Consider the following 19,431-nt stretch of genomic DNA (forward strand, 5'->3'; position numbering starts at 1 on the left):
CGACGTCGGCGGAAAGGTGGGCGGTGGGGCTGGTGGTGGTCATTTCCGGTCCTTCGGGTCGGTCGCGCCGGGTCGGTGGCGCGTTCAACCGATACGACGACGCACCGCCCCGGAAGTCATCGCTGTGCGCGAGGATTTCTCGGAACCGCCGCGGGACATCTAGGCATCGAAGAGAAGGTAGAGCCCGGTGAAGGTGAACCCGACCATGAGCAGCATGAGCGCGAGCTGCCCGGTGAGGCGATGCGCCCGCGGCAGCAGCTGCAGGCAGCGATCGTGTGCGGCGGCGACACCGACAATATGCCCCGTCACCACCGCGAGCACCTTGAGTGTGCCCAGCACCGCCGGTTGCGCGGACAGCACATACGCGACCTCGCGATCGGCCAATCCGAACAGGTTCCAGCCGGCCCCGAAAGGGTCCGCGAACAAAATCACCGTCGCCTGGCCCTTCTCGACCAGGAAGCTCAGGTAGTGGGCGATCACGTACCCGGCGATGATCGGTGTCAGCGTATAGGCGAGTTTTCGTGGCAACATCCGGCGGTCGGCACGGGAGAGACCGCCGGTGGCCGCCGCGGCGAACCGGAAACTCACCCCGACCACGCCGATGAACACCAGCAACCCCAGAGTGGACACCAGCGTGGGCGCGAGCCCCGCGTCGGATACCAGTGCTCGCCACCACGGGAACAACGAAAAACTGTCGAATGCCGTGGAACCCAGCAGGGTCGCCGCCACCGCCACCGATCCCGCCCCCACCGGTGTCCCCGCGAGATTCGCCGACGGCGTACGCAGGACGAGGGCGCCCGCCTCGCCCCGGCCGAGCGGGCTCAACCGCCCGAGCAGACTGCTGTACACCTCGAGCGGGTCCGCCCGTTCGGCCCATGCGGTACCGAACACGACCAGCCCGGCCACGGTGACAACCAGGTACCCGGTGAGCCACAGGGTCACCCCGGTGACCGAGCCCGGATTCGGCGCGGCGAGTTCCAGCCAGACGAAGGTGAACAACCCCAGCGCCGCCGGCCACCTCCCCCACGCCTCGGGGTACCGCAGCAGGCCGGTCTCGGGTGGGCGGCGTGTGAGCGCGCAGTACCCGCGATACACCGCCCGCGCCGGGGACAGCACCTTCCACACCGGCCCGGCCAGGAGCGAGGCGACGGCCACCCCGACCCACAGGAAGATGTAGAGGACACCCGGGACCGGGTTACGGGCCGTATCGGCCGGGCCGAACACGCCGATCGCCAGTACCGTGCCGAAGGCCACCACGCTCATCGCCGCGATCCCCGCGCGCACCACCGGCGCGTCCACGACCGACCGCACGACCGCCGGCACACCGATACCGGGCGAATCCGGGTCCAGCCGCGGTTCCCGCCAGGCGAAGGCGATTACCGCGAACGAGAAAGTGAGTGCCCAGGCCGCGCCGATCAGCGCGTAGGTCAGCGGAATCGGCAGATCCGCGGCGCCGCCCAGGCCGTGGGCGAACAGGGTCATTCGCGAACGAGCAGGGTGGCCACCGTACGACCGGCGTGATGCAGTTCGATCTCCACCCGCCCCGGGATCTCGACGGTGAACCGGAAACGCTCGCCCGTTCCGGGTGTGATGGCGAAGGTGTGATCGGGCTCGGCGTGCACATGCAGTTCGTCGGCGGCGTCACTGTCGACGACGATCTCGATCGGCTGGCCCACCCGGGCCTCGAGCCTGGCGTCGGCCGGGGTCACCGTGCCGTCGGCGATACGCACCGGGACGACCACGGCCGCGGCGCTCGGTGCCGCACTCGCACTGCTCGCGGTGGGTTGTTGCGGTTCGCTGCGCGCGCAGCCGGCGGCGAGCAGCCCGGCGGCCAGCACCGCAACGCACCGGCGGGAGACGGACGGCATCAGTCCTCCTTGTCGAGATCGGGGTCGGCGGGCGGGTCTTCGTCGTCGTCCCCGCGCCTGCGGTCGCGCACAGCGACGACGATGACGACCGCGGCGATGAGGAACGCGGGGAGAAAGGCGGGAACCGCGAGCAGGATCGAATGGTCGGCGAGCAGATCCACGCCGTCGTATCGATCGGTCATCGCGCGGGCGCCCGTTCCTTCTGCCCGGTGGGTGACTCGCGCAGGTACCGATCGTTGATCCGGGCCGCGCCCCAGGACAGTGCGGCGACCAGCGCCAGGCTGCACCCCAGCACGACCAGCGAGGCCACCGCGAACAACCACGCCGGATGGTCGAACGAACGCTCCCGCTGCAGCACCGTGATCTCGGAGACGAAAGGCCGGGTGAACGAGTCGAGCGCCGGGATCTCCGCGGCGCCGATACCGGGGTCGGCGGCCATGAAGATCGGTAGCGCGGTCAGCGTCCGGCCGTCCTGGACCCGCAGCAGCGTTTTCCACGAGCCGTGTACCGGTACGGGTTTCGTCGAGACGTAGTGTCCCGCGCCCGCGCGCCGGAGCTGGTCGACCACCAGCCCCCGGCCGGGGCTGTCGCTGCCCACACCGCCCTGCCAGGACAGGATCTCGACCCATTCGGGGTCGGTGCCGACCAGATCCGCCGGCGTGATCCGGATATCGGCGTACACCATCCGTCCGCCCTGTTCAGGGGCGTCCCGCAGTTCCACCGCCGCCCGGGCCCTCTCCGGCACCTCGATCATCAGGCCGTTGGTGGTGGCCGCGGCCACCACCGCCACCGCCGCCACCACGAGTGTCCGGCGGACCGCGGGCCGCGGCAGCGGCTCCCCCAGCAGCACGATGGCCAGCATGGCCCCGACGACACCGCCCGCGATCCCGGTGGGCACCGCCATGGCCAGCAGTTCGGGCCACATCGCCGCCGGCCACGGATTCACGAACATGGCACCGACCCACAGGGATTCGAGCCAGAGTCCGAGGGTGGCCGCCACCAGACCGCAGACCGCGCCCCAGACGATCCGGCGCCGGACCAACGGCAGCAGGGCCAGCAGTTCCACCACCACCGCCACGCCGAGATACAGCGGGAACACGTTACGCGGCGCATCGATGATCGGACCGCCCACCAGTACGGCGACAACGGCCCGCACCGCCGCGGCGAAACCGACCACGACCAGCGTGCCGCCCGGACCGAGGACCGGCCGCGCGGCGACCAGGGCGATCGTCGCTGCCGCGACGATCAGCATCGGCTGTAGCACCAGCCGGAACTGTTCCACGCCGAAGTCGTATTCGACCTGGAACACCGACAGCCCGATGAGCAGGCCCCCGAACGCGAAGGCACGCAGCAGCCACATCCGGCGTGTCTCCCGCTCGCCCGGTTCCGGCCGGTTGTGCCTGCCCTCGTACTCGAGCAGCAGTACCCCGATCAGCGAGAACCCGGCGCCACCGATGAGCATCAGATGCGTCGGACCCCACAGGGTGACGTCCTGGCCGAAGATGCGGTGCCACACATCGTCGAGCGGGAAGCCGATCAGGGCGTAGAGGCCGGCCCCGGCCAGCAGGATTCCTCCGACGGGCGCGTACCACGTCCGGGTGATCCGCACCGCCGCCGGACCGGGTTTCTGGTCCAGGGGCAGCACAATGGCCGCCATCCCGGCCGTGAAGAGGAAGAACAGTCCGGCGAGGATGAAATAGTGCGCCGGATTGGCCAGCGGTCCCTCGTCGCGGCCGTTACCGATGTGCAGGCTCACATCCCAGATGAAACCCAGCAGCGCGGTCAGGATGGTCGCGAGGAACATCGCCAGCGGCAGCGCCACCCAGCCGGGCCGGTTGAATGCCCGGCCCAGGCGATCGGCGAGCCGTTGTAGCCAGGTGATGCGGCGGTTCCGGTGGAGGTATCCGACCCACAGCAGCGCCAGTGCGATCACCCCGGCCGCCCCGGTCATGATCGCGACCTGGTCCAGCGCCGCGCCACCACCTTCGCCGGCGGGCGCCGCCGACCACCCGAACAACTCGTACGTACCGTCCGGCACCGAACCTCCACACCCTGACTGGAATATGTGTGACGAAAAGTAGCATGAATTTTTACCGGAGAGGGAGGGTTACCGGACGTGTCACGATGTCACTGCGACACGCCGATTCCGTCCGTGACCGACCACAGCGGGCCCACACCCCACCGGGCCGCGGGCCCGGACGGCGGCCGACGGAAACCCGATGGTCGAGAGCCGCCCCGGCTGCTGCGAGCGTACGCCGGGAGTGCCGGTGAAAACCGTGTCCGGAAGTACCGATCGGATCGCGATGGGCGCGCGGTCAGCAGAACCTGATGACCGAAGCGAGACCGGCGATCAGCGAGTACACCGCGAAGGGCAGCAGGGTGCGGGTCTGGAAGTATCGCTCCAGGAACCGGACGGCGAACCAGGACGAACCGCCCGAGACCAGCGCACCCACCAGTATCGGCCCATGGATACCCTCGGCTTCCGGTCCCAGAAGTTCGGGAAGCTCCACCAGGCCCGCGCCCAGGATCGCCGGGGTGGCGAGCAGGAATGCGAATTTGGCGGCGTGCGCGTGTTCCAGGCCGCGCCACAGCCCGCCCACCATGGTCAGGCCCGCCCGGCTGAAACCGGTCAGCAGGGCACCGAGCTGCGCGACACCGATACCGAGGGCGTCACGCATATCGAGGGCGGCGAGCCGCCGGTCGGCATGACGGCGCGCGTTCTCCTTACCGGCCGATCGCCGCCGTCCCGACCCCTGGAGCGCGAAACGCCGGCCGTACTCCGCCAGCGTGGGCTCGTTACGCCGCCGCAGCCCCTCGCCGAGCAGCAACACGATGCCGTTGAGGGTCAGGAAGAAACCGGCGCAGACCGGCGCGGCGAACAAGGCGTGCAACGGGTGCACCAGCAGCGGGCCCAGGACCGCCACCGGAACAGAAGCGATCACGATCAGCCACGCCAGCCGTTGCGCCACCGTGGCGGCTCGCCGCGTCCGCAGCGTGGTGAGGAAACCGGCGACGATGGCGTACCAGTCCCGCCGGTAGTGGCAGAGCAACGCGACCGCGGTCGCCACATGCAATGCGACCACGAAGGCCAGGTACGGCGTTTCCGCTTCGGACTCGTCCGCGCCGATCAGGGTCCGCCAATCGCCCCCGAGCCAGGCGGCGAACAGCACCGAGTGGCCCAGGCTCGACACCGGGAACAGTTCGGTGACACCCTGCACCACACCGATGACCGTGGCTTGAACGTAGGTGAGCATCGCGACGATTCTTACACGGTCCCGACCGGGTCTCGCGGGCGACCGAAACGTCCGGAATCGCACTTTCGCAACACGTTTCGCGCCCGGCGACCGATGGCCCGAGGCGTAGCGGGGGGAGCCGGCGGGCGCCGGGACACGGTCGTTCACAGCGCCACCGCCACCGCTGCCGCGGGTAGGCTGCGGTGCATGGCCAGTCACGAATCGGAGAGTGCGCCCACCACACCGGCTCGTACGACCGCCCGCTATCTCTTGTCGGCGGCGCTGGTGTTCGCGGGTCTGAGTCATCTGTTCTGGGCCCGGAAGGAGTTCCAGGCCCAGGTGCCCGATTGGGTCCCGCTGGACAAGGACGGTGTCGTGATGGCCTCCGGCGGTGTGGAGATCATGCTCGGCGCGGGATTGGCGGTGATGACCCGGGATCGGGTCCGGATGGGGCGGATCGCCGCGCTGTTCTTCGTCGCGGTGTTCCCCGGCAATATCGCCCAGTGGCGGGACCACCGATCGGCCTTCCGGCTGGACACCGACGTAAAACGCTTCGTACGCCTGCTGTTCCAGCCGGTCCTGGTCCTGTGGGCGCTGTGGTCCACCGGTGTTCCCCGCGACGCCGGGAGCTGAGCGCCCGTGCCCGAAACAGATTCCGCGGGCGCGGTGCTGTTCGACATCGACGGAACCCTGGTCGATTCGAACTATCTGCACGTCTACGCCTGGACCCGGGCGTTCCGGGAAGTCGGCGCCGAGGTGGATGCCTGGCGGGTGCACCGGAGTATCGGAATGGACGGCTCACTGCTGGTGAGCACCCTGCTGCCCGACGCCGACGACGACACCCGCGACCGGGCGAAGGACCTGCATCTGCGCTACTACCTGGATTCCGGTGCGCTGATGCGCCCGGTCGGCGGGGCACGCGAGCTCCTCGAGCGGGTCGCGGCGGCCGGGCTCACCGTGGTGCTGGCGACCTCCGCGCCGGAGGACGAACTCTCGCTACTGCGCGAGGTCCTCGGCGCGGCGGAGGTGGTATCGGCACAGACCTCCAGCGAGGACGTCGATACCGCGAAACCGCGCCCCGATATCGTGCGCACCGCGCTCGACCGGGCCGGTACCGGGGCCGGGTCGGCGCTCTTCGTCGGTGACACGGTATGGGACGCCGAAGCGGCCCGGCGGGCGGGAGTAGACTTCATCGGATTCCGATCCGGCGGGATCAGCGCCGCGGAACTGCACGAGGCGGGCGCGGTCGCGGTCTACGACGATCCCGCCGAACTGCTGGCCGAGTTCGATCGCAGCCCGCTCGCCGAACTGGGCGGATCGGTGGGCGACCGGCCCCGCGGCGGGATGTGAGCGGGCCCGTCCCGGCAGGGCGGGCCGTCTAGGCTCGTGCCATGCGTGACCGAGTTCCCACCGTCGACCGGCTGCGGCCCTTCGCCGCCACCATCTTCGCCGAGATGACCGAACTCGCGGTCCGGCACGAGGCGATCAACCTGGGGCAGGGCTTCCCGGACAGCGACGGGCCCGCGGGCATGCTCGAGGCCGCCCGCGACGCGATCGCCGCCGGACTCAACCAGTATCCGCCCGGCCGCGGTATGCCGGTGCTGCGCCGCGCGATCGCCGCGGACCGTGCCCGCCGCTACGGGACGCACTACGACCCGGACACCGAGGTGCTGGTGACGGTCGGCGCCACCGAGGCGATCAGCGCAGCGGTCCTCGGCCTGGTCGAGCCCGGCGCCGAAGTGGTTTTGATCGAGCCCTACTACGACTCCTATCCCGCGGCGGTGGCCCTGGCCGGCGCGCACCGGCGCACCGCCCGGCTGGTCCCCGACGGAGACCGTTTCGTCCTGGACCACGACAGTCTGCGCGCCGCGATCACCCCGGCCACGCGCATGCTGATCCTGAACTCACCGCACAATCCCACCGGCACGGTTCTCGACCGCGCCGATCTGGCCGCCCTCGCCGAGCTCGCCTGCGCACACGATCTGCTGGTGCTGACCGACGAGGTGTACGAGCACCTGGTGTACGGCGACGCCGAACATTTGAGCATCGCCGCCTTCCCCGGGATGGCCGAACGGACACTGGTGGTGTCGAGCGCGGCGAAAACGTTCAGCGTCACCGGCTGGAAGATCGGCTGGATCTGCGGGGCGGCTCCGCTGATCGACGCGGTGCTCGCCGCCAAACAATTCCTCACCTTCGTGGGCGGCGGACCGTTCCAGCCCGCCGTCGCGCACGCGCTCACCCATGAACTCGAGTGGGTGGCCCGGTTGCGCACCAGACTCTCGGAGCAGCGGCTGCGCCTGTCCGCGGCGCTGACCGAGACGGGTTTCCGGGTACATCCGAGCGCGGGAAGCTACTTCGTCTGCGCCGATATCCGCCCCACGGGCGAGGACGACGGAATCCGGTTCTGCCGGGACCTGCCCGCACGACTCGGGGTCGCCGCGGTGCCGGTCAGTGTTTTCACCGACGATCCGGCCGCCTGGCGGCATCTCGTCCGCTTCACCTTCTGTAAGCGTCCCGAGACCTTGGACGAGGGCGTCCGGCGGCTACGAAAGGCGAGTGCCCGCCGGCCCCCCGGATAGCCGGCGCACCCCCGTGATCAGCGCGGCGCCCGCAGCATCCGGCCCGCCGCGTCGACAGCAGGACCGGAACTACCCGCATCGGCGACGAACACCGCGAAGGCCAGATCGTCCTGGATTCCGATGAACCAGCCGTGCGCGCTGCTGTTGTCACCGTATTCCGCGGTGCCGGTCTTCCCCAGCAGATTCGGTATATCGGTCAGCCGGGTGGCGGTGCCCGCGGTGACGGTTTCCCGCATCATGGTTTTCAGATCGCCGGTCACCGCGGCGGGCAGCGGCTGCGGGGTCCGGTCCGGTACGCCCGGCGAACCGGTCACCAGTACCGGAGCGGGCGCGCTCCCGTGTGCGACGGACGCGGCGACCAGCGCCATACCGAACGGTGAGGCCGTCACCTGGCCCTGGCCGATACTGGCCTCCACCCGCTCCGCCGGACTCTGCGCGACCGGAACGCTGCCGGTCACCGTGGTCAGCCCGGGCGTCACGTAGTCCACCCCGAGACCGAGCCGCTCGGCGGCGGTCCGCAGCGCGTCCGGAGGCAGCGTGACGGCGAGCCCGGCCATGGTGGTGTTGCAGGAGTGCGCGAACGCGGTATGCAGCGGGACCTGTCCCAGGTCGAAACTGTCGTCGTTGGGTATGCGGCGACCCTCGATATCGGCGACGCCGGGACAGGGCAGCACGGTGTCGGGGGTGGCGCGTCCCGCGTCCAGCACCGCGGCGGCGGTGACCGTCTTGAAGGTCGAGCCCGGCGGATACAGACCGGTGAGCGCTATCGCCCCCGCGCCGTCGGCGGCGGCATTCTGCCCGACCGCCAGGATCTCGCCGGTCGAGGGTCGTACCGCGACGATCGCCGCGGGGGTGCCGATCGGGTCCAGCGCGGTTTCCGCCGCCCGTTGCAGCCCGATATCGATAGTGGACCGGATATCGGCGGTGGGTCGCGGATCCGCGCCGGCGATACGCACCGTGCCGTCCGCGGTCTGCGCGCGCACCGCCCAGCCGGCGGCGTCGTCGGCCTGCTGCTGCCAGAGTTCGCTCAGCCCCGACAAGGTCGGGGCCGATATCGCCTTGTCGGTGGTCAGCAGCCGCGTCTGCGGGGCGAGAGTCACCCCGCGGACAGCGGTCAACGCGTCCCGCACCGGTGCGATATCGGCTTCGCGGAGGCTTATCGCCGTCACCGGTTTGCCCTGCGCGGCAGCCAGTTCGGCATCCAGGGAGGCCGGCGTGATCCCAGGGGCGAGCGGAGCGAGCAGGGCCGCCGCGGCGGCGGTATCGGCGCCCGGCGACAACTGGACGAGCGTCACCACCTGCTCGGTCATGAGCTCACCGCCCCCGGCGTCCAGGACCCGGGCGGGCTGCGGGTACACCGGTGCGTAGCTCAGCGGCCCGGTATCGAGCCCCGGCGCGACGGTGGCCGGGTTCCAGTGCACCTTCCAGCCGTCGTCGGTCTCGCCGGCGGTCCCGGTGGTCGTGTACTTCCATTCTTTGCCGCCGTCGGCCCCGAGTTTCCAGGTCGCTTCGAGGGTGAAGGTGTCCTCGTGCACCCCGGCGACCGCGAAGGTCGCCTCCTTGCCCAATCCGTCGTAGAGGGAGCCGAGCGTTTCACCGGCCTGCGCCGGATCATCGGTGAGCGCCGCGGCCACAGCGAGATCGTCGCTGTTCAGCGCCTCGGTGAAACGTTCGGCGACGGTGTCCGGCTCGGGCGGCGCGGAGGAGCAACCGGCCAGCGCCAGACCCAGGGCGGCCATGAGGACGACGAGTTTCCGATCGATGCGCACCGTTTCGACTGTATCGACCGGACGCGCGGCGGACGCGGATGGTCCACCTTCCGGTGTTGCGGATCGCATCGCCGGACCCGACCACGACCGTGCCCGGGCAAACCGGTTGCCCGCTACGCACCGGTGCCGAGATGATGGCGAGGTGAGTACCGCCGACCCGCCCGCACTGGCCCCCGGAATCGTTCCACCGCAGCGGATCGACCTCGGTGACCTCGTGGTACGGCGCTGGGAAACCGGAGATCTGACAGCCCAGTGCGAGGCGATCAACGCCTCGTTCGACCATCTCCATCCCTGGATGCCGTGGCTGCCCACGCCGCGCACCCTGGAGGAACAGCGAGTCTTCAACGATATCGCCGCCACCGGATGGCCGTCGGCCGACGGCGATTTCGGCTACGGCATCTTCGATACCGAAGGCACTCTGCTCGGCGCGGTAGGACTGCACGATCGAGTGGGACCCGCGGCCCTGGAGATCGGCTACTGGTGCCATATCGCGTATACCGGCCGGGGGATCATCACCCGCGCGGTCGCCGCGCTCACCGATGCCGCACTGCGGCTGCCCGGTATCGAGCAGGTACAGATCCGCTGCGACGCCGCCAACGAGCGCAGCGCCGCCGTACCCCGCCGCCTGGGCTACCGGCTGGACCGGACCGAGGTGCGCGAAGTGAGCGCACCGGCCGAAACCGGGCACGGGCTGGTGTTCGTTACGGGCGGTTGATCCGCGACCGGCCCGGTTACCGCGTCAGCGTGCGGGCGAACAGTTCGCGCAGTTCGCGAAAGTGCCGTTCCGCGCCCGCCTCCTGGTAGGCCGCGGTATCGGCCATGGTGTAGCCGTGTACCGCGTCCGGGTATACGGCAGTGCGGTGGTCGAGGCCGGCGTCTCGCAGCGCCGTGTCGAACACGGCGATCTGTTCGGGAGTGTTCGAGCCGTCGTTGTCGGCGTGTCCGGCCAGTACCGCCGCCCGGATGCCGGCGACCTCGAGATGCGGGCTGTCCGGTTCGTCGATGACTATTCCGCCGGCTTCGGCGGATCCACCGGGCATTTCGATCTCGACTGTCGGCACGATCGTGACCCTACCCAACATTTTCCGGCGAGCAGCGCGGCGCCCTCGCGCGGCAACGAATCAGGCCCGCAGTTCCTTCGCCGTGCCGAGCAGCAGCTCGACCGCGTGATCGACCACCTGGTCCAGGATTTCGGCGGGTTCGCCCTCGAACAGCCGGAACGAGGCGGTGACCCGACCCTCGACCGCGACAGCGAACCACACCGACCCCGGCTCCTGCCCGTCCTGCGGGTCGGGGCCACCGGCACCGGTCACTCCGACGGACAGTGTCGCGTCGAACAGCGTTCGCACCCCTTCGGCCATCGCCCGGGCCGACGGCTCGGAGACCACCGGCCCCTCCGGTACGCCGAGCACCCGGTGCTTCACCTCCCGGCTGTAGGCCACCACCGCGCCGCGGAACCACTCCCCCGAATTGCTCGCCGCGCCCAGCGCCGCCGCGAGCTGGCCGGAGGTCAGCGATTCCGCCACCGCCACCTGGAGACCCGTACGCTCGGCGATGGCAGCCAACTCCTCGGCGCGGTCATGGGCTCGCCCCAGTACAGCCGGCACAAGTACTCCTTCGGATTCGGATTCCGTCGACATCAGTACCCCACTTCCGCATGCCGTACCCCGCCGGTGACACCGCGAACAGTCCACGCGCCGCCCACCGCGATGCGCTGCCGTGCGGCCCAGGTCCGGGAACCGACCATTCCGTGCTGCAATACGCAGGACAGTTTAGACACGCGGGTACGCGGGCAGCCGACGGCGAATCCGCCGGGCGGGCCACCACCACCACCGCGCGCGACTTCGCCGACCCGCCCCGAGGCAACACAACCCCCGTCAGGGCCGGCGATCCGGGTACACCGGGACATCGTCGTCCCACGGCTGGCGCACGACCATATCGGCGACCCGCACCGAACCGCTCTCGAATTCTCCGGTCGCGGCGTCCACGAGCCGGTAACGCTGGGTCTGCCGATGGATCGGCTGCGCGTCCAGCAGCACCACCCGGACTTCCCCCGGCTCGAACCCGCAGCGCTGCTGCAGGGCGGCGATCAGTTGCTCGCTGTGCAGATGACCGTCGCCGAAGTTCCAGCCGAGCGCGGTGGAGCAGATGCGCTCCCCGTCGGTCAGGACGTAGTCGGCCTCGTCGTGACCGGCCATCGCGCGATGGGCGAGCGTGAACAGCGCCTTGCCGTGGGTGTTGAAGGCCCGGAAGGCGTAGCCGAGATACAGCGGGATCTGCGCGGCCTCCGGGCTGCCGTAGAACCGTTGCAACTGCGCGGCGGGCATGGTCGCGACGGCGACGATGCCCGCCCGGATCTTCGCGTCGGCCGAGGGCCGGATACACCAGAGCGTGGTATCCCAGTTGCCCGCGTAATAGCGCATCCCGGGCAGGAACGACACCTTGCGCGGGAACAGGTTCCCCAGGGTGACCACTCCGGCGAGAACGATCAGCAGCAGCACCAACGGCACCGGGTTGCCGACCGCGGAGAGGCCCACCTCGGCGTGTGCGACGAACAGGGTCAGCACACCGAATATCATGAAGACGTTCCACTCCAAGGGGACGCCCATCGGTATCGCGGTGAGGATCACCAGGTGGAAGCCGATCAGCGCAGTGGCGGCGACGGCCGTGGGCCAGCCGCCGTGCGCGAAGAAAAGCACCAGCGGCGCACCCATTTCGACCGCGGTACCGCCGTGGGCGAACCACCGCGACAACCGTCCCGGCCGCAGATCGTCGGGAAAACGTTCGAAGAACAGCCGTTTGAGGGCCCGGGGCCGCACCACCGGACTGTTCGACATCATGGTCGACACCACGAACGGGAAATGCTTGTTCAGCTTCGAGACCGCCGCGCCGATCCAGATGACGACGAAAACGATCTTGGCGCCGACGATCAGGTCCGCGCCGCCGAAGAGGAACGTGACCGCAAGCGCCGCGTACACCTCACCCCGCGCCGCCAGGAAGATGGTCTTGTCGCGTAGTCCCAGCACGGCGAGCACACCGAGTATCGCCGCGATCTGCCAGACCGGCAGGACACCCACGCTCGTCCCGAGCGCCGCGTCGGGTCCGGTCCCGTTCGACACCAGCGCCACCAGCAGCATGATCAACAGCGCCGCGTACAACACCACTTCGAACAGCGTGCGGCGGGTGCCCCGGGTACCCGGCACCCGATCCGGCCAGGGTGGCAGCCGGATGGTCCCCGGACGCAACCAATACAGGATCGATCCCATGGGCGGGAAGAACCGGTTGTTCAGCGGACCGAACCCGCAACCCAGCCCGACCACCTCGAACAACATGGTGAACAGCACGACCTTCTGGAAGACGATCGGCTCCGACCACCAGGTACCGACCGCGGTGAACCCGTCGATACCTTCGGTCGTCAGGGCGAACAACCACCCGCCGAGCAGGTAGAGGCCGATTTTGACGACGTAGAGCAGGTGCAGCGGCACCGGTGTACCGAAACCGACCTCGGCCCAGTGCCGCGCCATCGGCCGGAGTTTCTCCGCCCGGGTACCCCTGCTCCATTCGTCGAAATCGACCACCGGCAGGCTCGGCCGGAGGATGCCGAACAACCGATCTGTTCCGCCCACTACGCTCTCGTTCCTACGCCGTTCGATCAGTGCAGAGAACACCTCCGGTAGCGGATGCGCGTTTCCTCGGATGCTCTCTCGTCGCGCGGAGACCACCGTCCCCGGACGCCGTGACGGACGGGAGTCACCCTCGTGACGAACCGGCCGACGACCGAGATCATCGCACCTCCGCTGCCCCCACCGAGTGAAAATCGGCGGGCTCACGACAGGCGATTCGCGGGCGGGCCCGGCTCGGTTGCCGACGATCGGATCGTGCGGCGGCCTGCCATTGCCAGGTGAATCGATTTCGCATCATTAGACGAGTAGCGTGAAGACTCACAGGCACCCGAGAGGAGGCACAGCCAGCTGTCCGGCGCGGGAAAGGTGTATGCGGCCGTGCGCGAGACCGACCCGACAGATGATTCGGCGATCGGGTTCACCGTCGGTACGGTGGCCCAGGCCCTGGACATTCCGGTGGCGACCCTGCGCAGCTGGAACCAGCGCTACGGTCTGGGACCTCCCCGCCGCAACCCGGGTGAGCACCGGTACTACACGCCGAGCGACGTGGCGGTGCTGGGCCGCATGGTCGATCTCGTCCGCGCCGGCGTCGCCCCCGTCGCCGCCGCGAAGGCCGCGCGCTCAGCGGCCGAGCCGGCGCCCACGTTCGGCGATATGGGACCCGCCCTGGCGGCCGCCGACCGGCTCGACGCCGCGGAACTCCTGGCGATCTGCACCGCCCATCTCGCGCATTTCGGCGTGGTGAGCACCTGGAACCGGTTGTGCCGCCCGGTATTCGCCGACATCGTCGACCGGCAGACCGGCGAATCGGGGTTGGTCGAGGTGGAACATGTCCTGTCCTGGGCCGTCACCACCGCACTGCATCGGGCGGTGCCGCCCATCCGGTACACGGCCGGGCGTGCCCCGGTACTGCTGGCCTGCACCGCCGGCGAGAACCATGTCCTCCCGCTGGAAGTACTACGGGCCGCCCTGACCGAAGCCGGCATACCGGCCCTGCTGCTCGGCGCCGCGCTCCCCGCCGAGGCACTGGCCGCAGCGATCGCCCGGCAGCCGCGCGAGCCGGTGGTGGCGCTGTGGTCGCAGACGGAGCGGACGGCGGCACCGGCCCCGATCCCGCCGGGGTGCCGGACACCTGCCCGCCTGCTCTTGGCCGGGCCCGGATGGCCGGGGACCGCCGCATTCCCCGGTGCCCGCCGGGTCGACTCGCTCGAGGACGCGCTCGGCGACATCGTCCGGTCGGTGCACATTATTTGAACACGCATCGTTTACGCATCGAAAAGGGTCTACGATGGGATGTGACCCGCACCATGCAATGGAGTCGAGGAGCTGTGATGGACACACAGATCGTGGGATCCCGGCGCACAGAGCCCACCAGGACCCACGGTACGGCCGGGCTACCCCAGCAGACGACTGCCGAGTGGCAGCAGACGGTCCGCGCTCGGGTGCTGGCCGAGCTGGCCGAGTTCGTGCAGCAGAGATCCGTCGAGTCGGCCGTACGGCCGGCGGTGCAGCATGTGTTGTGGCAATACGTCGGCGGCGGCAAGTGCGTGCGGTCGGCCTTCATGTACGCGGGATGGTTGTGCGGCGCCACCGAAGCCGACACAGCATTGCGGGCCAGCGCGGCACTGGAACTGTTGCACGCGTTCGCGCTGCTCCAGGACGACGTAATGGACGAGTCCGCCCGGCGCCGGGGTGAACCGACCGCGCACCGGCGGCTCGCCGACCGGCACCAGCGGAACGGACTGCCCGGTTGCCCGCGCCGCTTCGGCGAATCCGCGGCCACGCTGCTCGGTGACATATGTCTGATCTGGGCCGAGCAGATGCTGCGCGAGAGCGGAATGGACGAGTCCGCGTTGGCGCGGGTCCGGCCCCATTACGACCGCATGCGAATCGAGCTGGCCATGGGTCAGTTCGCCGATCTGAGCAACGATATCCGCAGCACACCCACCCTGGACGGCGTGCTGGCGATCGCACGCGCCAAATCCGGCGACTACACCGTGAAATGGCCCCTCGTCCTGGGGGCGGCGATGGCGGACTGCGACCGGCACGTGACGGTCGCGCTGTCCGACTATGGACGGTCGATCGGCGAAGCCTTCCAGCTACGCGATGACATCCTCGGCGTCTACGGCCTTCCGGAAGTCACCGGAAAACCCGATAACGACATCGCCCAGCACAAGGCGTCCACCCTGATCGTGGCGGCAATGGAAATGGCCGGCTCGCGCCTGCATCGCGAACTGTACAGCCTGCTGCAGGCGCCGACGCTCGGCATATCCGAGGTTGCCCGGGTCCGCGCCCTGATCACGGCCACCGGCGCTCCGGCGCGCATCGAGGCGATGATCGACAACCGGGTCACCGAGGCCCGCCACGCGCTGGCCGCCGCGCCGCTGGCCGACGACCGGCGCCAACTACTGGACGGCATGGCCGCCCGGTGTACCGTCCGCGAATTCTGAGAGGAGAGACGATGCGCAGCGTCGCAGGCCGCTGTGATCACGTCGTGGTGATCGGCGCGGGGCTGGCCGGACTATCGGCCGCGATCCACCTGGCCGGTCGCGGGGTCGCGGTCACCGTCCTCGAGCGTGAACCGGTACCCGGGGGGCGCGCCGCCCGCGCCGATATCGGTGACTACCGCCTCGATCTGGGGCCGACCGTGCTCACCATGCCCGAGCTGATCGACGAGGTGTTCGCCGCCGTCGGCGCGCACACCGACGATCATCTGCGCCTCGTGCCCATCGACCCGGCCTACCGGGCCCATTTCGCCGATGGCCGCTCCCTCGACCTGCACACCGGTCCCGGACCGATGGCCCGGGCAATCGCCGAATTCGCCGGCGTCCGTGAGGCGGACGGCTACCTGAAATTGCGGGATTGGCTGACCCACCTCTACCGCACCGAATTCGATCATTTCATCGCCACCAATGTCGATTCACCGCTATCGCTGGTGACCCCGGCAGCGAGGCGGCTGGTCCTGGCCGGCGGGCTGCGCCGCTGGGACCGGGCGGTCGCCGACCATCTGCGCGACCCGGACGTGCGCAGACTCTTCACCTTCCAGTCCCTCTACGCCGGAGTCCCGCCGCAGCGCGCGCTGGCCGCCTACGCCGTGATCGCTTATATGGACACCATCGGCGGAGTCTTCTTCCCGCTGGGCGGAATGCGCGCGCTACCCGACGCCCTGGCCGCCGCCGCGACCGCGGCCGGGGTGCGCTTCCACTTCGGGATCACCGCGGAATCAACCCGGCGTTCGGGATCCCGGATCCAGGCCGTCACCACTGCCGACGGACGAGATATCGATTGCGACGCGGTCGTCGTCACCACCGAGTTGCACCACGCCTACCGGCTGATCGGTCACCGCTCACGACGCCCGCAACGGCCCACCGCGTCACCTTCGGCCGTAGTGGTGCACCTCGGCAGCGATCCCGCCCCACATCTCGCACATCATTCGCTGCTGTTCGGGCGCGCATGGCGGCAGACCTTCGACGACATCCTCCGCCGTGGGCAGCCCATGCGGGACCCGTCACTGCTCGTCACGCGCCCCACCGCCACCGATACTCTGCTGGCCCCGCCCGGGCGCGAGCTGCTGTCGATCCTCGCGCCCGCGCCCAACCTGGCACGGGCGCCGATCGACTGGGATCGGCTCGGACCCGCCTACGCGGACGAACTCGTCGCCACGGTGAACCAGCGCCTGCCCATTCCCTTGACCGGCGTGGACATCCTGCAGGTGATCACACCGGCGGACTGGGCGCGGCAGGGCATGCTCGCGGGCAGCCCCTTCGCACTGGCGCACACCCTGTCCCAGACCGGCCCCCTGCGGCCGGCCAATATGATCCGCGGCCTGGACAACGTCGTCCTCGCGGGCAGTTCGACCGTCCCCGGGGTCGGCGTACCACCGGTACTGATCTCGGGGCGGTTGGCCGCCGACCGCATCACCGGCGCGCCGGCCACCGACCGCACTGCCGCACCCATGAACACAGGGGGTCTCCGTTCATGATCAGCGCAGAACTCGACGCCGCCGCGATCACCGACCCGCGCCTGCGCCGGGCCTACCGGCACTGCCGCGACCTCAATGCCCGGCACGGCCGCACCTTCTTCCTCGCCACCCGCCTGCTCGCCCCCGCGCAACGCCCCGCGATCCACGCCCTTTACGGATTCGCCCGCTGGGCAGACGATATCGTCGACCTACCGGATCCCGGCGCCGGAACGCCCGGGGCACGCCTGGACGATCTGACCCGGCAACTGTCGAGCGGTCTCGATACCCCCGGGTGGGGCGAGCCGGTGGTCGCCGCGGTGGGTCACACCGCGGCGCGATACAACCTCGACAGCAATCTCTTCCAGGCTTTTCTGGACTCCATGCGGATGGATCTGACCGTCACCGACTATCCCGATCGTCCGGCCCTGGACCGCTATGTGTACGGATCGGCCGAAGTGATCGGGTTGCAGGTGCTGCCCGTCCTGGGCGCCGTCTGCCCACAGTCCGAGGCGGCCCCACATGCCGCCGCGCTCGGTAAAGCGTTCCAGCTCACCAACTTTCTGCGCGATATCGCCGAAGACCTCGATCGCGGGCGGGTGTACCTACCGGCCGATGAACTGGCCGCCTTCCGCGTCGACCGCGACCGGCTGCAATGGTGCCGCGATCACCGGCGCACCGATACCCGCGTCCGGGCTGCCCTGGCCGCCCAGCACGCCGTCGCCCGCCGGTGGTATGCCCGTGCCATGCCGGGCATCGACCTGCTGCACCCGATTTCACGACCCTGCGTGGCAACCGCCGCCGTCCTCTACGGCGAGATCCTCGACCGGATAGAGAAGCACGACTTCGCGGTATTCAGCGAGCGGGCCACGGTCGGGCGCGCCCGCCGCGCGCACGTCGCCGGTTCGGCGCTCGCCCGAGCGCTGTGGGCCCGCCGCAACGGCCGATCCGGCACTCTCACTCCGGCCACGACGCCGGTGTGACCGCCGCGGGAGCCGAACGTGCACGACGCGCTCCGGTGCCGGCTCCCGGCTGGGCCGGCCGCGGGACATCAGTTGGTGGGAAGGATTTTCGAGGTCAGCCAGATTCCCGCGGCCAGTGCCGCGGTCACGGCGACACCGATCAGCGCCGAGCCGGCGAGGACGGTGATTCCGATGGAGAACACCAGGCATGTGAACGCGGCCAGGACCGCCGTTCCCCGTTCGACACCGACGACCCGGGCAGGCTGGTTCCGAATCGCAGTCATATCTACAGGCTTCCCCACCGTCCGATTTATGAAACCGTTACCGGCGGTCCCGTGAAAACACTTCGTTTTTCGACCGCCCCGCCGAGATCGGCTCGAAATATCCTCGGGATACGTCCCACGCGCGACCACGTGGCCACCACGATCACCGGCGAGCGCTCCCATGGACCCCGCCGCCGCAGTATCGGCCGCACCGATCGAATGCCCGGACGATCGTGGTGTGCCTCACCCGGCGTGGCGGCAAAATCGCAGGCAACGGCACAATGGAGCCAATGAGACCTTGGCAGCCGAGCCCGTCCGCCGACACCGACTCCCCCGGTGCGAGCTCGATCACCGTCGACGACGTGCGCGCGCTCCGCGAACAGTTCCTCGACTTCATGCTCGGCTACAAATTCGCGATCGACGAGATCACCACCAAGATCAATATTCTGCGCGAGGATTTCAACAGCACCCACGAGTACAACCCCATCGAACACGTGGGATCGCGACTCAAATCCCCCGAAAGCGTCATGGAAAAGGTCCAGCGCAAGAAATACCCGATGACCCTGGCCGCCATCCGCGACAACATCCTCGATATCGCCGGAGTCCGCGTCGTGTGCAGCTTCATCTCCGATATCACCGTGATCAGAGATATGCTCGCCGGCCAGGAGGACATCACGGTCCTGGAGGAACGCGACTACATCACCCACCGCAAACCGAACGGCTATCAGAGCCTGCACCTGATCGTTTCGATCCCGGTCTTCCGCTCCCACGGCACCGAACACATCCCGGTCGAAATCCAGATCCGCACGATCGCGATGGATTTCTGGGCCAGCCTCGAACACAAGATCTACTACAAGTACCGCGGCGAGGTCCCGCCGAACCTCCGCAGCGACCTCGCCCAGGCCGCCGAAGTCGCCACCCAGCTGGACGAGAAGATGGAAGCCCTGCACCGCCAGATCGACCGCACCGAACCCACCCGGACCGGCCCGGCCGACACCCTGGACCTCCGGCACCTGTACAACAGCCTCGTGACGGACTCCTCGTCCGGCGTCCGGCCCGCACCGACCCTCCGCTCACCCGAGCTGTAGGCCGGCCGACCGCAGTGGGCCGCCGACAGGCCCGGGCACCGGCAGGCGTTCGTCGCTCACCTCGAGCTCCTGCCGGTCGCCTGAAGCA

At 69.4% G+C, this 19,431-nt stretch carries 19 protein-coding genes; 9 read left to right on the top strand and 10 right to left on the bottom strand.

Features of this window, described 5'->3' with window-relative positions; translation table 11 throughout:
- Window positions 1–159 precede the first annotated feature (159 nt).
- The 5 genes from IG75_RS0131935 to IG75_RS0131955 form a co-directional block, all read right to left on the bottom strand.
- The gene (locus tag IG75_RS0131935) at window positions 160–1,482 is read right to left on the bottom strand and encodes a hypothetical protein (protein WP_030525222.1); all 1,323 of its coding nucleotides are present in this window, start codon (window positions 1,480–1,482) and stop codon (window positions 160–162) included.
- Window positions 1,479–1,868: a hypothetical protein gene (locus IG75_RS0131940; protein WP_030525221.1), complete on the bottom strand. Its 390-nt coding sequence runs from the start codon at window positions 1,866–1,868 to the stop codon at window positions 1,479–1,481. The genes IG75_RS0131935 and IG75_RS0131940 overlap by 4 nt, the downstream gene beginning before the upstream one ends.
- Window positions 1,868–2,050 (bottom strand): hypothetical protein, encoded by a 183-nt coding sequence (locus tag IG75_RS0131945; RefSeq protein WP_030525220.1) that lies wholly within the window; start codon window positions 2,048–2,050, stop codon window positions 1,868–1,870. Before IG75_RS0131945 ends, IG75_RS0131940 begins: the two co-directional genes overlap by 1 nt.
- On the bottom strand, window positions 2,047–3,819 hold the full coding sequence (locus tag IG75_RS0131950; protein ID WP_245713471.1) for a hypothetical protein: 1,773 nt from the start codon (window positions 3,817–3,819) through the stop codon (window positions 2,047–2,049). The genes IG75_RS0131945 and IG75_RS0131950 overlap by 4 nt, the downstream gene beginning before the upstream one ends.
- A 364-nt stretch (window positions 3,820–4,183) precedes the next feature.
- The gene (locus IG75_RS0131955; protein WP_030525218.1) at window positions 4,184–5,122 is read right to left on the bottom strand and encodes an undecaprenyl-diphosphate phosphatase; all 939 of its coding nucleotides are present in this window, start codon (window positions 5,120–5,122) and stop codon (window positions 4,184–4,186) included.
- Window positions 5,123–5,308: 186 nt separating this feature from the next.
- Between IG75_RS0131955 and IG75_RS0131960 the strand changes: the two genes are divergently transcribed.
- The 3 genes from IG75_RS0131960 to IG75_RS0131970 are packed head-to-tail and all read left to right on the top strand — an operon-like array spanning window position 5,309 to window position 7,680.
- The gene (locus tag IG75_RS0131960; protein ID WP_030525217.1) at window positions 5,309–5,734 is read left to right on the top strand and encodes a DoxX family protein; all 426 of its coding nucleotides are present in this window, start codon (window positions 5,309–5,311) and stop codon (window positions 5,732–5,734) included.
- Between the two features lie 6 nt (window positions 5,735–5,740).
- Window positions 5,741–6,451, top strand: coding sequence for an HAD family hydrolase (locus IG75_RS0131965; RefSeq protein WP_030525216.1), 711 nt, complete (start codon window positions 5,741–5,743; stop codon window positions 6,449–6,451).
- Window positions 6,452–6,492: 41 nt separating this feature from the next.
- Window positions 6,493–7,680 carry a pyridoxal phosphate-dependent aminotransferase gene (locus IG75_RS0131970; RefSeq protein WP_030525215.1) on the top strand — a complete coding sequence of 396 codons (1,188 nt, stop codon included), beginning with the start codon at window positions 6,493–6,495 and terminating at the stop codon, window positions 7,678–7,680.
- A gap of 17 nt (window positions 7,681–7,697) precedes the next feature.
- Here IG75_RS0131970 and IG75_RS0131975 read toward each other — a convergent pair whose 3' ends face one another.
- A complete protein-coding gene (locus IG75_RS0131975) occupies window positions 7,698–9,419 on the bottom strand; it encodes a penicillin-binding transpeptidase domain-containing protein (RefSeq protein ID WP_036515798.1) in 1,722 nt (573 codons plus the stop codon).
- 172 nt (window positions 9,420–9,591) lie between these two features.
- Here IG75_RS0131975 and IG75_RS0131985 point away from each other — a divergent pair, with 172 nt between their 5' ends.
- Window positions 9,592–10,164 (top strand): GNAT family N-acetyltransferase, encoded by a 573-nt coding sequence (locus tag IG75_RS0131985; protein WP_030525213.1) that lies wholly within the window; start codon window positions 9,592–9,594, stop codon window positions 10,162–10,164.
- 16 nt (window positions 10,165–10,180) lie between these two features.
- On the opposite strand, the gene IG75_RS0131990 is transcribed toward IG75_RS0131985, so the two are convergent.
- From IG75_RS0131990 to IG75_RS0132000, 3 genes are all read right to left on the bottom strand, one after another.
- Complete coding sequence (locus IG75_RS0131990; protein WP_244204479.1) at window positions 10,181–10,510, bottom strand: dienelactone hydrolase family protein; 330 nt, start codon at window positions 10,508–10,510, stop codon at window positions 10,181–10,183.
- A gap of 60 nt (window positions 10,511–10,570) precedes the next feature.
- Entirely contained in the window at window positions 10,571–11,056 is a 486-nt protein-coding gene (locus tag IG75_RS0131995; protein ID WP_244204478.1) for a CinA family protein, read from the bottom strand.
- A gap of 270 nt (window positions 11,057–11,326) precedes the next feature.
- Complete coding sequence (locus IG75_RS0132000) at window positions 11,327–13,075, bottom strand: DUF3556 domain-containing protein (protein WP_245713464.1); 1,749 nt, start codon at window positions 13,073–13,075, stop codon at window positions 11,327–11,329.
- Between the two features lie 375 nt (window positions 13,076–13,450).
- On the opposite strand from IG75_RS0132000, the gene IG75_RS0132005 reads away from it, so the two are divergent.
- The 4 genes from IG75_RS0132005 (at window position 13,451) to IG75_RS0132020 (ending at window position 18,013) form a co-directional block, all read left to right on the top strand.
- Window positions 13,451–14,326 carry a MerR family transcriptional regulator gene (locus IG75_RS0132005; protein WP_030525209.1) on the top strand — a complete coding sequence of 292 codons (876 nt, stop codon included), beginning with the start codon at window positions 13,451–13,453 and terminating at the stop codon, window positions 14,324–14,326.
- A 77-nt stretch (window positions 14,327–14,403) separates the two neighbouring features.
- Window positions 14,404–15,522 carry a polyprenyl synthetase family protein gene (locus IG75_RS0132010; RefSeq protein ID WP_081877300.1) on the top strand — a complete coding sequence of 373 codons (1,119 nt, stop codon included), beginning with the start codon at window positions 14,404–14,406 and terminating at the stop codon, window positions 15,520–15,522.
- Between the two features lie 11 nt (window positions 15,523–15,533).
- On the top strand, window positions 15,534–17,054 hold the full coding sequence (crtI, locus tag IG75_RS0132015; protein WP_030525207.1) for a phytoene desaturase family protein: 1,521 nt from the start codon (window positions 15,534–15,536) through the stop codon (window positions 17,052–17,054).
- The gene (locus IG75_RS0132020) at window positions 17,051–18,013 is read left to right on the top strand and encodes a phytoene/squalene synthase family protein (protein WP_030525206.1); all 963 of its coding nucleotides are present in this window, start codon (window positions 17,051–17,053) and stop codon (window positions 18,011–18,013) included. The genes crtI and IG75_RS0132020 overlap by 4 nt, the downstream gene beginning before the upstream one ends.
- Window positions 18,014–18,081: 68 nt before the next feature.
- Here IG75_RS0132020 and IG75_RS0132025 read toward each other — a convergent pair whose 3' ends face one another.
- Window positions 18,082–18,276 (bottom strand): hypothetical protein, encoded by a 195-nt coding sequence (locus IG75_RS0132025; protein ID WP_030525205.1) that lies wholly within the window; start codon window positions 18,274–18,276, stop codon window positions 18,082–18,084.
- A gap of 269 nt (window positions 18,277–18,545) precedes the next feature.
- Here IG75_RS0132025 and IG75_RS0132030 point away from each other — a divergent pair, with 269 nt between their 5' ends.
- Window positions 18,546–19,343, top strand: coding sequence for a GTP pyrophosphokinase (locus IG75_RS0132030; RefSeq protein ID WP_245713465.1), 798 nt, complete (start codon window positions 18,546–18,548; stop codon window positions 19,341–19,343).
- The last annotated feature ends 88 nt before the right edge of the window (window positions 19,344–19,431 follow it).

This window comes from Nocardia rhamnosiphila NBRC 108938, from assembly GCF_000720425.1.
Classification (GTDB): Bacteria; Actinomycetota; Actinomycetes; order Mycobacteriales; family Mycobacteriaceae; genus Nocardia; species Nocardia rhamnosiphila.

Coding starts and splice junctions, on each gene's coding strand:
- IG75_RS0131955 (WP_030525218.1), bottom strand. CDS start 5,122: ATGCTCACCTACGTTCAAGCCACGGTCATCGGTGTGGTGCAGGGTGTC.
- crtI (WP_030525207.1), top strand. CDS start 15,534: ATGCGCAGCGTCGCAGGCCGCTGTGATCACGTCGTGGTGATCGGCGCG.
- IG75_RS0132020 (WP_030525206.1), top strand. CDS start 17,051: ATGATCAGCGCAGAACTCGACGCCGCCGCGATCACCGACCCGCGCCTG.
- IG75_RS0132025 (WP_030525205.1), bottom strand. CDS start 18,276: ATGACTGCGATTCGGAACCAGCCTGCCCGGGTCGTCGGTGTCGAACGG.
- IG75_RS0131935 (WP_030525222.1), bottom strand. CDS start 1,482: ATGACCCTGTTCGCCCACGGCCTGGGCGGCGCCGCGGATCTGCCGATT.
- IG75_RS0131975 (WP_036515798.1), bottom strand. CDS start 9,419: ATGGCCGCCCTGGGTCTGGCGCTGGCCGGTTGCTCCTCCGCGCCGCCC.
- IG75_RS0131940 (WP_030525221.1), bottom strand. CDS start 1,868: ATGCCGTCCGTCTCCCGCCGGTGCGTTGCGGTGCTGGCCGCCGGGCTG.
- IG75_RS0131950 (WP_245713471.1), bottom strand. CDS start 3,819: ATGACCGGGGCGGCCGGGGTGATCGCACTGGCGCTGCTGTGGGTCGGA.
- IG75_RS0131970 (WP_030525215.1), top strand. CDS start 6,493: ATGCGTGACCGAGTTCCCACCGTCGACCGGCTGCGGCCCTTCGCCGCC.
- IG75_RS0131945 (WP_030525220.1), bottom strand. CDS start 2,050: ATGACCGATCGATACGACGGCGTGGATCTGCTCGCCGACCATTCGATC.
- IG75_RS0132010 (WP_081877300.1), top strand. CDS start 14,404: ATGGACACACAGATCGTGGGATCCCGGCGCACAGAGCCCACCAGGACC.
- IG75_RS0131960 (WP_030525217.1), top strand. CDS start 5,309: ATGGCCAGTCACGAATCGGAGAGTGCGCCCACCACACCGGCTCGTACG.
- IG75_RS0132030 (WP_245713465.1), top strand. CDS start 18,546: ATGAGACCTTGGCAGCCGAGCCCGTCCGCCGACACCGACTCCCCCGGT.